The sequence below is a fragment of the Klebsiella sp. 54 genome (assembly GCF_018223875.1).
Lineage (GTDB): Bacteria > Pseudomonadota > Gammaproteobacteria > Enterobacterales > Enterobacteriaceae > Klebsiella > Klebsiella quasipneumoniae.
On sequence record NZ_JAGRRA010000010.1, the window covers coordinates 255,325 to 270,196 of the forward strand.

Genomic DNA, 14,872 nt, shown 5'->3' on the forward strand with positions numbered 1-14,872 from the left:
TTAATTAAACCAGATGCCGAGGGGCAGGGTGACATCGAGCAGGGTGTCGAAGGCGTACCATAACGACACGCCCATCGCGACGCCGGCAATGCCCGCCGCCGGCAGCGTCGCGCCGAACAGCAGACCAATGATCGCCGTCAGCAGCGCGGTGGCCAACGGAAAACCGAGCCATTCAAACCCCCAGGCGTACACCACCAGCACCACGACCATGGTCAGCAGACGCTGCAGCACATGCCGTCCCGGCCACTCGACGGCGTCCGGGCGACGCAACAGCATTAACGCCGAGCACAGCAGCATCAGGCCGATGATCCCGAGCGGGAAGGGGCGCGGGCCGACGGGTTCATAGGAGTATTCGCTATGGATCTGCCAGGCGATAAACAGACCGCCAGTACATAACAACAGCCATACTCCGGCAAAAATACGATCGCTCATGAGCGCCTCCGCGGTTTATTTTGCCAGGCCAAAGGCTTTCGCCTGTTCGCGGTAGTCGCTGACCTGCTGCTTAACGTAGGTATCGAGCGCCTTGCCGTTCATATTGAATTCAAACAGGCCGCGCAGTTCACGTTGCTTTTTGAACGCTTCGGTTTGCTGCAGTTTAGTGAATTCATCGACCCACCACTGGTACTCGGCGTCGCTGACTTTCGGGCCCATAAAGAAGCCGCGAATAATCGGCCAGACCAGGTCGTAGCCCTGCTCTTTTGCAGTGGGGACATCGGCGAGCGCCCCCGGCAGCCGTTCACTGGAGAAGACCGCCAGCACGCGGATTTTATTGCCCTGCAGATAGGGCACCATCTCGCTGAGATCGCCGGAGACTGCCTGCACATGGTTACCGAGCAGCGCGGTCACCGGCTCGCCGCCGCCTTCAAAGGCGACATAGCGCATTTTATGCGGGTCGACGTTGGCTTTTTGCGCCAGCAGCGCCGCTTTCATCCAGTCCTGACTGCCGATGGAGGCCCCGGCGCCAATCACGATACTGGAGGGGTTTTTCTCCATCGCGGTCATAAACGATTTCAGATCTTTCCATGGCGAATCGGCGCGCACGGCGATCATGCCGTAGTCGGTGCCGACGCTCGCCAGCCAGCGCACGTCATCGACGCTGTAACGGCCGAATTTACCCTGCGACAGGTTTAGCAGCGAGCCGCCGGAGAAGGCGACGACGGTCCCCGGCTCTGCCGGGCGCTGGGCGACAATGGCGTTGTAGGCCACCGCGCCCACGCCGCCGGGCATATAGGTGACGCGCATCGGTTTTTCGATGGCGCCGGTTTCCATCAGGCTCACCTGAATCAGCTTACAGGTCAGGTCAAAGCCGCCGCCCGGTTTAGCAGGCGCGATACATTCGGTGCGGGACGGGGCCTCCGCGGCGAAGGCGGATGTGGTACAGAGGCACAGCGCGATGGCGCTCAGATGACGGAGAAATGGCGTTTTCATAGGCTTCCTCAGCAGGTACAGGGCAGGTTTTTTTGATTATGTGAACCGACATATGGCGATTCGGTTGCATGATTGTTAAAACAGTTACCTTTCATTTCCCTTTCAATGCGGCAGCAACGTTACAGGATGTGATATGCGTCTCTTATTAGCCGAGGATAACCGTGAGCTGGCTCACTGGCTGGAAAAAGCGCTGGTGCAGGGCGGTTTTGCCGTGGATTGCGTCGCTGACGGGCGTGCGGCCGACCATCTGCTGCAAAGCGAGCAATATGCGCTGGCGGTGCTGGATATCGGTATGCCGGGGTACGATGGCCTTGAAGTGGTCCAGCGGCTGCGCAAGCGCGGGCAGACTCTGCCGGTGCTGTTGCTGACCGCCCGCAGCGCGGTAGCGGACCGGGTGAAAGGTTTAAATGCCGGCGCGGATGACTATTTACCCAAGCCCTTTGAGCTGGAAGAGCTCGACGCCCGCCTGCGGGCGCTGCTCCGGCGCAGCGAAGGGCAGGTGCATGAGGTGCAGCAGCTTGGTGAGCTGGCGTATTGTGACGAAGGCTATTTTTTACTCCGTGGCCAGATGCTGTCTTTGACGCCGCGCGAGCTGGCGTTATTGAAGGTGCTGATGTTTCGCCGCACCCGCCCGGTTTCGCGCCAGCAGTTATTCGAACAGGTGTTCAGTCTCAGCGACGACGTCAGTCCGGAAAGCATCGAACTCTATATTCACCGTCTGCGCAAGAAACTTCAGGCGAGCAATGTGCGTATAACCACCCTGCGCGGGTTAGGCTATCTGCTTGAGTGCGAGCGCCATGAGATGGGGTAAGCCGCAATCGCTCTATGCCCAACTGTTGCTGTTTCTCGGCCTGCCGCTGGTCCTGCTGTGGGGACTCTCCGCGTTTAATAGCTACGTCAGCGCGCTGCAGGCGGCGACGCAAGCTTACGATCGTACCCTGCTGTCGTCAGCGCGGACGGTGGCCGAGCGGTTGGTGGTGCGCGGAGGACAACTGGAGGTGAATGTGCCCTGGGTGGTGCTGGACAGCTTCGAGCTCAACATGAACGATCGCCTCTATTACAAGGTGCTTGACCCGCAGGGGAAGGTCATTTCCGGCTATGACGATCTACCCGCGATGCCGCCCTCCACCTCGCGAACTCAGCTCTATCCGGCGCTGGCATGGTTTTATCATACCGAATATCGCGGTCAGGCAATTCGCGTGGCGCGCCTGCTGCAGCCCATCAACGAAGGGGGGATCGTGGGCATGGCGGAGATCTATATTGCCGAAACGCTGCAGTCCCGCCGCTGGCTGGCTGGACAGTTACTCTTTTCATCCTGGGTGTCGCAGGGGTTACTGGTCCTGTTGACGCTGGTGCTGGCAGCCTGGCTGCTGCGCCGCGTGCTGCGGCCCATGCGCCAGCTCTCCGCGCTGATGGTGCGCCGTGAACCCGGCCTGCTGACGCCGCTGCCGGAGCTGCTGCCCTGGTCAGAAACGCGGCTGCTGATTGTCGCGTTCAACCGCTATATCGACCGCCTGCGGGTGATGATCTCCCGTCAGGAGCGCTTCAGCGCCGATGCTTCCCATCAGCTGAAAACGCCGCTGGCGGTGCTGAAAACGCAGGCTTCGGTTGCGCTGGCCAGCGACGATCCGCAACTGTGGCGCGAAAGCCTGCAGGCGATGCGCGCCACGCTGGACGATACGGTCTTGTTAACGGAGCGGTTGCTGCAGCTGGCGACGGTAAAACAGCGGGAGCAGGCGTTTGCGGTGATTAACTTGCCGGAAATTGTGCGCAACAGCTGCTTTTCGCGTATTGCGCAAGCGCGGAGCAAACATATCGATCTTGGCTATGAGGGCGAGCAGTCGGCGGTACAGGTGGCAGGCGATAGCGTTCTGCTGGGGGAACTGTGCGCTAACCTGCTCGACAATGCCATTCGCTATACCCCGGAATATGGTACGGTCACGCTTAGCCTGCATCGCGACGGCGACGCCGTGCTGCTCAGCGTGGAAGACAGCGGCCCGGGAATTGACGACCAGCAGGTACACCAGGCGCTGATGCCGTTTCGCCGCCTCGATAACGCGGGCGCGATACCCGGTGCCGGGCTGGGGCTGGCGCTGGTAAACGATATCGCGCGTCTGCATCGTAGCCACCTGCAGCTTTCGCGCAGCGAAAGCCTGGGCGGACTGAAGGCGACGCTGCGCCTGCCGACCGTGGCGTCAGAGTAGCCCCTTCATGCTCAGGGTCAGGCGGGTGGCGGCGTTGAGATCGTAGTTTTTAAGCTCATCCGCTTTCACCCAGGCGTAATCGTCAAACTCCTCGTTGATCGTCACGTCACGATTGGCGCTGACGCAGTCGAAGATCAGATAGATCATATAGATCGCTTCCTGGCGCCCGTCGGGGTAAGTTTTAACGCGGGTATCATCGCGGAAGCTCCACGGCGCAATATGGGTAAGGATGAGTTTTTCGCCGAGCTCTTCGCGGATTTCCCGGCGCAGCGCCTCTTCAAGACGTTCCCCCGGCTCCACGCCGCCGCCGGATAAGGCCCATTGTCCGGGAAAAACGCCGCGGTCGGCAGCCATCTTGCACAACAGGTAATGGCCATCATTTTGGATTAGCGGGCAAACAATCGTCCTTTGACGCATGGTTTTTCTCCTTCAGGGGATAGGGCGGTAGGCTGATGAAACAGTTTGCGAGCCGCCTCGGTAAATCGCAACAGAAATAAAGCCCTGGCCTTGTCGAGTGCTACGTTAAGCGAAAATAACCGTATGGAGCACCGCCATGGAAAGGGCGACGAATTCCCCCTCGCCGCGCCGATCGTGCGGTGTGCCCCTTTTAACGTCAATGTATTTGGCGTAAATCATATTAAACATCAATATGAATGACGCTGAATTCCCGACGCCCCGCACCGGCAACGTCCGATGCCGTAAAAAGACGCAACTGGTTACACTCTTGTGAAAAATCATTTCGCCAGGTCATTGATTCCTGACGAGTGCGCAGTAGAATTTTCGGGTTTTTTCGGGACTTCTTTGATTTTAATTTTCTGGATAGAGTAAATAATGAAAAAAAGCATTTTTATGGCGCTGGCTGGCGTCATGCTGGTTTCTTCGGCGGCCCATGCGATCAGCGTTACCGGCGAAGCAGGCGAGCATTACACCAACCTTGGGGTCGGCTTCGGCACCGAGTCCACCGGTCTGGCTGTTTCGGGTAGCTGGTTGCACAGCGATAACGACGGCGACGCCGCGGGTTTAGGCCTGGGTCTGAATATTCCGCTGGGGCCGTTCCTCGCGACCGTGGGTGGTAAAGGGGTATACACCAACCCGAAACAGGGTGATGAAGGCTATGCGGCAGCGGTCGGCGGCGGCCTGCAGTGGAAAATCGGCGACAGCTTCCGTCTGTATGGCGACTACTACTACTCTCCGGATTCCCTCTCCAGCGGCATTGACAGCTATCAGGAAGCCAACGTCGGCGCCAGCTGGACCATTATGCGTCCGCTCAGCATCCAGGCGGGCTATCGCTATCTGAACCTGGCGGGTAAAGATGGCAACCGTGATAACACCATCGCCGACGGCCCGTACATCGGCGCCAGCGCCAGCTTCTAATCTCCTCCGGCGCGGTCTCTTCTTGCCGCGCCAGATTTTCCTCCTCGTCAGCCTCCCGCTTTGCGTTATAGTATTTGCCACCTGGCAGGCAAGGAGTGAGCAATGTTGAATGTGGAAATGCTGTCCACTGGCGATGAAGTGTTGCATGGTCAAATCGTTGACACCAATGCAGCATGGCTGGCGGATTTCTTTTTTAATCAGGGTTTACCATTAACGCGCCGTCATACCGTCGGCGACGATCTCGATGCGCTGGTGGCGATTCTGCGCGAACGCAGCGAACAGGCGGATGTGCTGATCGTCAATGGCGGCCTCGGCCCCACCAGCGACGACCTGAGCGCGCTGGCCGCGGCCACCGCGAAAGGCGAAGGACTTATTTTGCATCCGGAGTGGCTGGATACCATGACCCGCTTCTTTGCTGAACGCGGGCGGCCGATGGCTGAAAGCAACCGTAAGCAGGCGGAAATCCCCGCCAGCGCCGAGATGATCAATAACCCGGTGGGCACGGCCTGCGGCTTTGCCATCCAGCTCAATCGCTGCCTGATGTTTTTCACCCCCGGCGTACCCTCTGAATTTAAAGTGATGGTCGAGCAGGAGATTTTACCGCGTCTGCGCCAGCGCTTTACGCTGCCGGAGCCGCCGGTATGCCTGCGTCTGACCACCTTTGGCCGCTCGGAGAGCGAGCTGGCGCAAAGCCTCAATCCGCTGACGTTACCGCCTGGCGTCGTGATGGGCTACCGCTCGTCGATGCCGATCATTGAGCTGAAGCTGACCGGACCGGCTGAGCAGCGTGACGCCATGCTGGCTCTGTGGCCGGAAGTGCGTAAAGTGGCTGGCGACAGCCTGATTTTCGAAGGCACTGAAGGGTTACCGGCGCAGATTGCACGCTGCCTGCAGGAGCGGCAGCTGAGCCTGACGCTCAGCGAGCAGTTTACCGGCGGTCTGCTGGCGCTCCAGCTGTCCCGCGCCGGCGCGCCGCTGCTGGCCAGCGAAGTGGTCCCGGCGCAGGAGGAGACGCTGGCGCAGGCGGCCCGCTGGGCGGCCGAGCGGCGCATAAACCATTTTGCCGGCCTGGCCCTGGCGGTGAGCGGCCAGGAGAACGATCATCTTAACGTGGCCCTGGCCACCCCGGACGGCACCTTCGCGCTGCGGGTGAAGTTCAGCGTCACCCGCCACAGCCTGGCGGTACGTCAGGAAGTCTGCGCCATGATGGCATTAAACCTGCTGCGTCGCTGGCTGAATGGCCAACCGCTGGCCAGCGAACATGGCTGGATTAACGTGGTGGATTCCCTCTCGCTGTAAGTCGTTTCCCGGCGCACGGGCTTCTCCCTGGCGCCGGTTGTCCAGCCTGTTGTACTCTCCTGAAAAAATTCTGTGCGTTAAGTCGCAATTTTCCGCTGCGAACGGTCCAGCATACGGGAAAGCGATTGCCCCGCGATGTCGCTCACACTTTACCGCCCGGACAACCGCAACACTGATTCCAGTATTCAGGATTGGAGTCCAGTATGTTGGAATCAACGAAAGTCCCGGCGCTGACCCGCGCGATTGAGATCCTCAATTTAATTGGCCGCATCGGACCCTGCAGCGCGGCGACGATAATAGCGGAGCTGGGGATCCCGAAAAGCACGGTTTATCTGCTGCTGGGCGAGCTGAAAAAGCAGCGCTTCATCAGTATGGATAATCAGGATAACTACTGCCTGTGGACCAAACTGGTGGAGCTGGCCGGGCAGGCGCTAAGCAAAATGGACCTGCGCGAGCTGGCGCGGCCACGCCTGACCCGGCTGATGGATGAGTGCGGCCTGCTCTGCCATCTGGGCATTATCGATCACGGTAACGCCTACTACATTCTGAAAATTGAATCACCCGCCACCATTAGCGTGCGTTCGCACGAAGGAAAGAGCCTGTCGCTTTACCGCTCCGGGATCGGCAAATGTTTGCTGGCCTGGCAGCCCGCCGGGGTTCAGGCATCCATTATCGATGAATTGCAGTGGGAGCGGGCTACGCCAACGACCATCAGCAATGCTCAACAGCTGCGGGAGGAGCTGCGGCGGATCCGCGCCCGGGGCTGGAGCTTTGATAATGGCGAGGACTACCCGGACGTGCGCTGCGTGGCCGCCCCGGTTTTTAACGCCAATAACGACCTGACCGCCGCCATCTCGGTGGTGGGCACCCGTCTGCAAATCAATGAAGACAATCGCGATTATCTGGCCGGTAAGGCGATTGCCTGCGCGAAAGATATTTCACGACTGCTGGGGTGGAAAAGCCCCTTCGAACAACTCGCCTCATCATAAGGAGAACACCATGACCCTACCGAAAATTAAACACGTCCGTGCCTGGTTTACCGGCGGCGCCACGGCAGAGCAGGGCGCCGGCGGCGGCGATTACCACGATCAGGGGGCTAACCACTGGATTGACGATCATATCGCTACCCCGATGAGCAAATATAAACAGTATGAGCAGTCCCGCCAGTCGTTTGGCATCAACGTGCTGGGCACGCTGATTGTGGAAGTGGAGGCTGACAACGGGCAGACCGGCTTTGCCGTGTCGACGGCCGGAGAGATGGGCTGCTTTATCGTGGAGAAACATCTCAACCGCTTTATCGAAGGCAAATGCGTCAGCGATATCAAACTGATCCATGACCAGATGCTTAACGCCACCCTCTACTACGCAGGATCCGGCGGTCTGGTGATGAACACTATCTCCTGTGTCGACCTCGCGCTGTGGGATCTGTTCGGGAAAGTGGTTGGCCTGCCGGTCTACAAACTGCTGGGCGGAGCGGTGCGTGACGAAATCCAGTTCTATGCTACCGGCGCTCGTCCGGATCTGGCGCAGGAGATGGGCTTTATCGGCGGCAAAATGCCCACCCACTGGGGGCCGCACGATGGCGACGCCGGGATCCGCAAAGACGTCGCCATGGTGGCGGACATGCGCGAAAAATGCGGCCCGGATTTCTGGTTAATGCTGGACTGCTGGATGAGCCAGGACGTTAACTATGCCACCAAACTTGCCCATGCCTGCGCCCCTTACAACCTTAAGTGGATCGAAGAGTGCCTGCCGCCGCAGCAGTATGAAGGCTATCGCGAGCTGAAGCGCCAGGCGCCCGCCGGGATGATGGTGACCAGCGGCGAGCACCACGGCACCCTGCAGTCCTTCCGCACCCTGTCGGAGACCGGGATTGATATTATGCAGCCCGACGTCGGCTGGTGCGGCGGCTTAACCACGCTGGTGGAGATAGCGGCTATTGCTAAAGCGCGCGGGCAGCTGGTGGTGCCGCACGGCTCGTCGGTGTACTCACATCATGCGGTGATCACCTTCACCAACACGCCGTTCAGCGAGTTTCTGATGACCAGTCCGGACTGCGCCACGCTGCGTCCGCAGTTCGACCCGATCCTGCTCGGCGAGCCGGTGCCTGAGAGGGGGCGCATTCATAAATCGGTCCTGGATAAACCCGGCTTTGGCGTCGAGCTCAATCGCGACTGCAACCTGAAACGTCCTTATCAACACTGATCCCCCGGGCCGCCCGGCGGCCCACGCCTGAGGATATTATGATGAGCAACACTCTGCTGGAGAGCGTGGTGAAGAAAAACCGCGCCCGCTTAATCCCCTTTATGCTGGCGCTGTACGTGCTGGCGTTTCTTGACCGTTCGAATATCGGTTTCGCCAAAGAGACCTACCAGCTGGATACGGGCCTCAGCAACGAAGCCTATGCGCTGGGGGCGGGGATTTTCTTTGTGGTCTATGCCTTTCTCGGGGTACCGGCCAACCTGCTGATGCGCAAATTCGGCGCCAGAAAATGGATCGGCTGCACCACGCTGCTGTGGGGCGTGCTGTCGGCGGCGATGGCGTGGGCGGATACGGAAGCGAAATTCCTGCTGGTACGCACCCTGCTGGGCGCGGCGGAGGCGGGCTTCTTCCCCGGCATGATCTACCTCACTTCACAGTGGTTTCCCCAGCAAAACCGCGCCAGCATTATGGGGCTTTTTTATATGGGGGCGCCGCTGGCGCTGACGCTCGGTTCGCCTTTATCCGGCGCGCTGCTGGAGATGCATGGGTTTATGGGCCATCCCGGCTGGTTCTGGATGTTTGTGATTGAAGGCCTGCTTGCCGTCGCCGCGGGAGCGTTCACCTTCTTCTGGCTGGACGATTCGCCGCAGCATGCCCGCTTCCTGAGCGCTGCGGAGAAACAGGCGCTGATCGGCGAGCTGGCGCGAGAGGAGGAGAAAAAGGTCACCTCGCGCCTGTCCGATGCGCTGCGTAACGGGCGGGTCTGGCAGCTGGCGCTGATTTACATGACCATTCAGGTGGCGGTCTATGGCCTGATTTTCTTCCTGCCTACTCAAGTCGCCGCGCTGTTGGGCACCAAAGTCGGCTTCATTGCGTCGGTGGTGACGGCTATCCCATGGGTGGCGGCGCTGTTCGGCACCTGGCTTATCCCTCGCTACTCCGATCGCACCGGCGAGCGGCGCAATATTGCCGCGCTGACGCTGCTGGCGGCAGCGGTCGGGATTGCGGTTTCCGGGCTGGTGGCGCCGGTGCTGGCTATCATCGCGCTGTGCGTGGCGGCGGTTGGGGTGATTGCCGTGCAGCCGGTCTTCTGGACGATGCCGACGCAGCTGCTCTCCGGCACGGCGCTGGCCGCCGGGATTGGCTTCGTTAACCTGTTTGGCGCCATCGGCGGCTTTCTGGCGCCAATCGTTCGCGTGCAGGCCGAAACGCTGTTCGCCAGCAGCGCCGCCGGACTGTTAACCCTGGCCGGCGTGGCCATCGTCGGGGTGATCATCATCTTCTCATTAAGCCTCACCCGCGCGGTTCCTCAGCGCGGCAGCGTACAGCATTGATTAAAGGAATCGCTATGAACGCACTGTTATCTAACCCCTTCAAACGTGGATTATTACGCGGTGAGACGCAAATTGGCCTGTGGCTGAGCTCGACCTCCTCCTATATGGCGGAGATCGCTGCAACTTCGGGATACGACTGGCTGCTGATCGACGGCGAGCATGCCCCGAACACCATTCAGGACCTTTATCATCAGCTCCAGGCCATCGCTCCCTATGCCAGTCAGCCGGTGATCCGACCGGTGGAGGGCAGCCGCTGTCTGATAAAACAGGTGCTGGATATTGGCGCCAGAACGTTGCTGGTGCCGATGGTCGATACCGCCGAGCAGGCGCGGGAAGTCGTCTCGGCAACCCGTTATCCTCCCGTCGGTAGCCGCGGCGTGGGCGCCGGCGTGGCCCGGGCGGCGCGCTGGGGCAGAGTGGAGAATTATATGGCGGAGGCGAATGACGAGCTCTGTCTGCTGATTCAGGTAGAGAGCCGAACCGCGCTGGAAAATCTGGACGCTATCCTCGAGGTGGAGGGCATTGACGGCGTATTTATCGGTCCGGCGGATCTCTCCGCTTCGCTGGGGCACCCGGACGATGCCGGCCATCCTGACGTGCAGCGGGTGATTGAGCAGAGCATCCGGCGCATTCGCACGGCGGGAAAAGCGGCCGGATTTCTGGCGGTCGACCCGGCGATGGCGGAAAAATGTCTCGCCTGGGGGGCCAATTTCGTCGCCGTCGGGGTCGATACCATGCTCTACACCGAGGCGCTGGACCGCCGGCTGGCGATGTTTAAATCCGCCAGCGCTCAGCCGCAGGGGAAAGCGAGCTATTGACGGCGCAGGCTGGCGCCGGACTCAGGCGAGCGCCTGCGCCAGCACCGTCAGCGGATGTTCGCAGCGTTTGCTGGTGGACATTTCTATCTGCCATTTGCAGGTCTCGCAGTCGGTGACGACGATGTCGGCTCCGCTCTCCTCAATCTGACGGAACAGCGGGGCGCCGATAGCCTGGGATACCGCGTAATTCTCAGTCTTAAACCCGTAGGTGCCGGCGATGCCGCAGCACTGGGAATCCAGCACCTCCAGCTGCAGGCCGGGGATCAGCCGCAGCAGTTCGAGGGTATACAGCGACCAGCCCATTTTCTCCATATGGCACGGCGTGTGATAGACCACCTTCAGCGGCAGCCGGCGCAGCGGTAGCGTTTTGCCACTATCCAGTTGTTTCCAGATCCAGCGAGTGGCCAGTTCCACCCGGTCGCGGAGATCGCTGTTGTCAACATCCAGGAGGTGAGGGTATTCATCGCGCAGGGTAAAGGTGCAGGTCGAAGAGGTGGCAATGATCGGCAGCGCGTTTTCCCGCATCGCGGCGACGTTGCTCAGCGCCTGCTTACGTGCTTTGTCAAAAAAGCCGTTGGCGATCAGCGGCACGCCGCAGCATTTTTCCCTTGATAACAACTGCACGCCGGTGCCCAGCGCATTGACGACGCGAATCAGGTCCTTGCCCAGCTGCGGGTGGTTATAGTTGACGTAGCAACCATGAAAGAAGGCCACCTGCTCAGGGTACTGCGTCTGGTGGGCCGCGAGCTGGCGGTAAGCGCGGCGGAAGGTACCGAAGCCATATTTCGGCAGCGTGCGGCGATGATCGATATGGAGCGCTGCGTCGAGCAGGCGGCGTACCGGTTTTAAGCCGGTGGTGGCATTAACCAGTGGGGCAAAGGGGGTGGAAAGGGTGCCCATCAGGTCGGTATGGCTGAGGATGGCGTCGCGCAGGGTCGGCTTTTGCTGGCCGTACTGTGCCTGGGCGCGTTGAATGATATCGCCAATTTTCACATCCGACGGGCAGGCCACCTCACAGCGCTTGCAGTTGATGCAGTACTTGAGCGCCTCATCGTAAAGCGCGCCATCCTTCAGGCGGAGGCGTTCGCCATCCGGCCCCGCCTGTTTCGGCCCGGGATAACGCGGATTGACCCGGCTTACCGGACAGGTGGTGGTACAGACCGTGCACTTAATGCAGCTTTCAAAACGGGTATCGTTCATGGCCGGCCTCCGGCAAGAGCGTGGATCTGTCTGGCGGCGTGCAGCGCGGTGACGGCACAGACCCCGCCGCCGCAGCCGAGCTGAATGGCATCGAACCCGCCGAGCAGCGAACCGATGGCGAACAGATTGCTGAACGGCTGCCCGCCCAGCAGGGGACGCAGCAGGGCATCGGTTTTCACCCCGAAGCGCTGCCACGGCTGGGAGGCAAAGAAGTCCCGCTGGTACCAGTCGTCGCGCGGCAGGGTCTGTTGCAGATCGAGACCAAGAATGGGTTCGCGCACGCTCTCCCGCGTGGCGACAAGACCGTTACTGAAAAAGCTGCCGCTGGCCAGCACGGTAAAACGCGGACGCAGCGCAATATCGCCGTGATTTCGCGTCCAGACGGCCTCGACGGCGCCCTGTCGATGGCTGATGTTCACCACTTCATCGCCGGCAAGCCAGGTGCCGCCGCCGCGAATAAACTGCCGCTGCAGCAGACTGTGCAGGCGCATCCCGGGAACCGAAGGCGGCAGCGTCGGCAGCAGACGCAGCGGGCAGGGCAGGCGCGCCTGCAGCCAGTGGTACAGGCGATCGTCGGCGAGACCAAAGCAGGCGGGCATGATCAGCAGCTCATGCTGCTGCGCCAGGGGCAGCAGCGCCGCGTGCAGGGCAGGCCAGTGGTTTTCATCGTCGAGGAGGCGGGCGATATTGGCGGCGCGAAATTCGGTGGGGTTGTCACGCAACACATCCAGCAGCGGTAACTCGATTTCCGCCGCCACGGCGGTAACGCCGGTTTGCCCGAGCGCGGCGGCGGCGAGATGCGGCTGAAAATCGGCAAAGCCGCTGATCCCCACCAGGCAGACCCCTTGTCGGGGGAGTGGCGCGACAGGCACCTCCTGCGGCGATAGCCACGCCGCGCGCAGCGTCCCCAGCGGCGTTACTCGCCGGTGCGGGTGGTGCGCGTCGCCCTGCATCACCGCCCCGCAGGCGGTCAGCAGGGCTTCAGTCTGTTTAGCGTATTCGAGCACCGCCCCGGCACCGAGCCGGGAATAAGGGTGCTCAGGAAGCAGTTCAGCGAGCTGCTGCAGACCTTGCGCGAGGTCAGTGACGTTATCGCCGTTCGGCAGCGCCGAGAGCAGATCTAACGACGCGGAGGAAAAATGCAGCGCGCTTTGCCCGCGGCTGATGATAACGCTGCGCAGGCCGGACTGATTCAGCGTCAGGCCGCACAGCAGACCGGCCAGTCCGCCGCCGATAATCGCGCAGTCAAATTTCATCCTGATGCTCCTGTGGCAGTCCGCACAGGCCGAGGTAGACCCAGCGGGTGAATTCGCTTTCGCGCAGCGCGTCGCCCCAGGCGATGGGCTGCACGCCCTTCCAGCGTTCATTGAGAAACGCCGACAGCTGGGCCAACGACTGCGCGGGGGTGGTGACGTTAAAGCGCTGCAGCAGCCCGGCGGCGCGGCAGGCGCAGAGTTCCCCCTGGCAGGTCCCCATGCCAATCCGGGTACGGCGGCGCAGGTCGAGCAGGGTGTTGACCGCCAGATTTTCCACCGCGTATTTCACTTCACCAGCGGTGACGGCTTCGCATTCGCAGACCAGGCTACGGTGCTGGCGGCTGTCGCCAAGCCAGGCCGGAGTGCGATCGCCATGGCGGTAGACGGCAGAGCCGCGCAGCGGGCCAGGCAGGGAGATAATTTTTCGCAGGGTGCTTTCCGTCGGCTCCTGTGAGCCGGGCAGCGGGCTCTCGGCCGTGGTACAGGGGGTGGTGTTGCCCAGCTTACGACAGACGGCGTCGGTGGCCCACTCGGCCATCAGGCGATAGGTCATCAGCTTGCCGCCGGTGATGGTAATGAAGCCTTCCATGCCGTCACGCTGAGCATGGTCGAGCAGGACGATGCCGCGGCTGACGCTGCGTCCGCTGGGATCGTTGTCGCTGGCCACCAGCGGGCGGACGCCGGAGTAGGCGCGGAGGATCCGGGTGCGGCCCATGACCGGCGCCAGCTTTTCGCCTTCGCGCAGCAGGGTATCGACTTCCGCGGTCGTGACCCGGTTGTCGTCAATTTCGTCATAAGGAATATGCATCGAGGTGGTGCCGATCAGCGAGATGGTATCCCCGGGCACCAGAATATCGGCATCGGCCGGCTTACGGCAGCGGTTGATCACCAGGTTGTTAATCCGGTGGTCGAGGATCAACAGCGATCCCTTCGCCGGGAACATGGTGATGCGCAGGTCGGCATATTCCGCAATGCGCTGCCCCCAGATCCCGGCGGCATTAACCACTACCCCGGCGTACAGCGTGCGGGCCTGGTGAAGCTGACTGTCGTATACCTGGACGCCGCAGACGCGATCGCCCTGGCGCAGCAGGCCAGTGACTTCGCAGCCGGTGAGGATCTGCGCGCCGTGTTCGCGGGCGTCGAGCATATTGGCCGCGGTGAGGCGAAACGGGTCAATGGTGCCGTCCGGAACCTGCACCGCCCCCAGCAGCGCCGGGTTGACGGCGGGCTCGCGGCGCAGCGCCTCCTGCGCAGAGAGCGGCGTGGCCTCTATGCCAGCCTGCTGGCAGGCGGCGATAAAGGTCTGCTGATATGCCAGATCGTCTTCAGGCAGGGTTATGAACAGACCGCCGGCTGGTTCGATACAGTGACGGGCGATACGGCGCAGGATGCGGTTCTCACTGATGCATTCGCGGGCGGATTCGTTGTCAGTCACCGCATAGCGGGCGCCGCTGTGCAGCAGCCCATGATTACGGCCGGTGGCCCCGGTGGCGATATCATGACGCTCAATGAGCAGTGTGCGTAATCCGCGCCGGGCGCAATCGCGGGCGATACCGGCGCCGGTTGCTCCGCCGCCGATGATAATAACCTCGCTATCCAGACGTCCCGTCATCTTCAGCTCCTTTGCTTTCGTTTAACACCATTTAGCCACAGTCTATAAGGTTATTGTTTGATTTCGAGCATATTCGCGCGTTATTTGAGCGTGTTATGTGATTTCGTGCTCACATTGGAACCTTTTGTCATATTTCTGTAACAAA

The 14,872-nt window shown here is 61.0% G+C and carries 14 protein-coding genes; 8 read left to right on the forward strand and 6 right to left on the reverse strand.

From position 1 onward, the window contains the following. Together KHQ24_RS19745 and KHQ24_RS19750 are read right to left on the reverse strand one after the other, a co-directional pair. A complete protein-coding gene (locus KHQ24_RS19745) occupies window positions 1–432 on the reverse strand; it encodes a tripartite tricarboxylate transporter TctB family protein (protein WP_004201725.1) in 432 nt (143 codons plus the stop codon). A gap of 15 nt (window positions 433–447) precedes the next feature. Continuing rightward, on the reverse strand, window positions 448–1,428 hold the full coding sequence (locus tag KHQ24_RS19750; RefSeq protein WP_017899284.1) for a Bug family tripartite tricarboxylate transporter substrate binding protein: 981 nt from the start codon (window positions 1,426–1,428) through the stop codon (window positions 448–450). A gap of 133 nt (window positions 1,429–1,561) precedes the next feature. Between KHQ24_RS19750 and tctD the strand changes: the two genes are divergently transcribed. Then, complete coding sequence (tctD, locus tag KHQ24_RS19755) at window positions 1,562–2,239, forward strand: transcriptional regulator TctD (RefSeq protein WP_004201723.1); 678 nt, start codon at window positions 1,562–1,564, stop codon at window positions 2,237–2,239. Further along, window positions 2,226–3,632: a HAMP domain-containing histidine kinase gene (locus KHQ24_RS19760; RefSeq protein ID WP_004201716.1), complete on the forward strand. Its 1,407-nt coding sequence runs from the start codon at window positions 2,226–2,228 to the stop codon at window positions 3,630–3,632. Before tctD ends, KHQ24_RS19760 begins: the two co-directional genes overlap by 14 nt. Here the strand turns inward: KHQ24_RS19760 and nudI are convergent. Then, complete coding sequence (nudI, locus tag KHQ24_RS19765; RefSeq protein WP_017899287.1) at window positions 3,624–4,049, reverse strand: nucleoside triphosphatase NudI; 426 nt, start codon at window positions 4,047–4,049, stop codon at window positions 3,624–3,626. The two genes, KHQ24_RS19760 and nudI, sit on opposite strands and share 9 nt — an antisense overlap. Before the next feature lie 414 nt (window positions 4,050–4,463). Between nudI and KHQ24_RS19770 the strand changes: the two genes are divergently transcribed. From KHQ24_RS19770 to yfaU, 6 genes are all read left to right on the forward strand, one after another. Continuing rightward, window positions 4,464–5,006, forward strand: coding sequence for a YfaZ family outer membrane protein (locus KHQ24_RS19770; protein ID WP_211777425.1), 543 nt, complete (start codon window positions 4,464–4,466; stop codon window positions 5,004–5,006). Between the two features lie 102 nt (window positions 5,007–5,108). Beyond that, window positions 5,109–6,305, forward strand: a complete 1,197-nt coding sequence (locus KHQ24_RS19775) for a nicotinamide mononucleotide deamidase-related protein YfaY (protein WP_048325207.1) — start codon at window positions 5,109–5,111, stop codon at window positions 6,303–6,305. A gap of 203 nt (window positions 6,306–6,508) precedes the next feature. Next, entirely contained in the window at window positions 6,509–7,294 is a 786-nt protein-coding gene (locus tag KHQ24_RS19780; RefSeq protein WP_048325206.1) for an IclR family transcriptional regulator, read from the forward strand. A gap of 10 nt (window positions 7,295–7,304) precedes the next feature. Continuing rightward, window positions 7,305–8,510: an L-rhamnonate dehydratase gene (gene rhmD, locus KHQ24_RS19785; protein ID WP_017899291.1), complete on the forward strand. Its 1,206-nt coding sequence runs from the start codon at window positions 7,305–7,307 to the stop codon at window positions 8,508–8,510. Between the two features lie 41 nt (window positions 8,511–8,551). After that, a complete protein-coding gene (locus tag KHQ24_RS19790; RefSeq protein WP_004201705.1) occupies window positions 8,552–9,841 on the forward strand; it encodes an MFS transporter in 1,290 nt (429 codons plus the stop codon). 14 nt (window positions 9,842–9,855) lie between these two features. Beyond that, the gene (yfaU, locus tag KHQ24_RS19795) at window positions 9,856–10,659 is read left to right on the forward strand and encodes a 2-keto-3-deoxy-L-rhamnonate aldolase (protein ID WP_194007360.1); all 804 of its coding nucleotides are present in this window, start codon (window positions 9,856–9,858) and stop codon (window positions 10,657–10,659) included. A 21-nt stretch (window positions 10,660–10,680) separates the two neighbouring features. Here the strand turns inward: yfaU and glpC are convergent, their stop codons facing one another. From glpC to glpA, 3 genes are read right to left on the reverse strand one after another with little or no spacing between them, the layout of a single operon-like run. Continuing rightward, a complete protein-coding gene (glpC, locus tag KHQ24_RS19800) occupies window positions 10,681–11,859 on the reverse strand; it encodes an anaerobic glycerol-3-phosphate dehydrogenase subunit GlpC (RefSeq protein ID WP_211777426.1) in 1,179 nt (392 codons plus the stop codon). After that, window positions 11,856–13,115: a glycerol-3-phosphate dehydrogenase subunit GlpB gene (glpB, locus tag KHQ24_RS19805; RefSeq protein WP_065878329.1), complete on the reverse strand. Its 1,260-nt coding sequence runs from the start codon at window positions 13,113–13,115 to the stop codon at window positions 11,856–11,858. Before glpB ends, glpC begins: the two co-directional genes overlap by 4 nt. After that, complete coding sequence (gene glpA / locus KHQ24_RS19810; RefSeq protein ID WP_004201696.1) at window positions 13,105–14,727, reverse strand: anaerobic glycerol-3-phosphate dehydrogenase subunit A; 1,623 nt, start codon at window positions 14,725–14,727, stop codon at window positions 13,105–13,107. The genes glpB and glpA overlap by 11 nt, the downstream gene beginning before the upstream one ends. Window positions 14,728–14,872 lie beyond the last annotated feature (145 nt).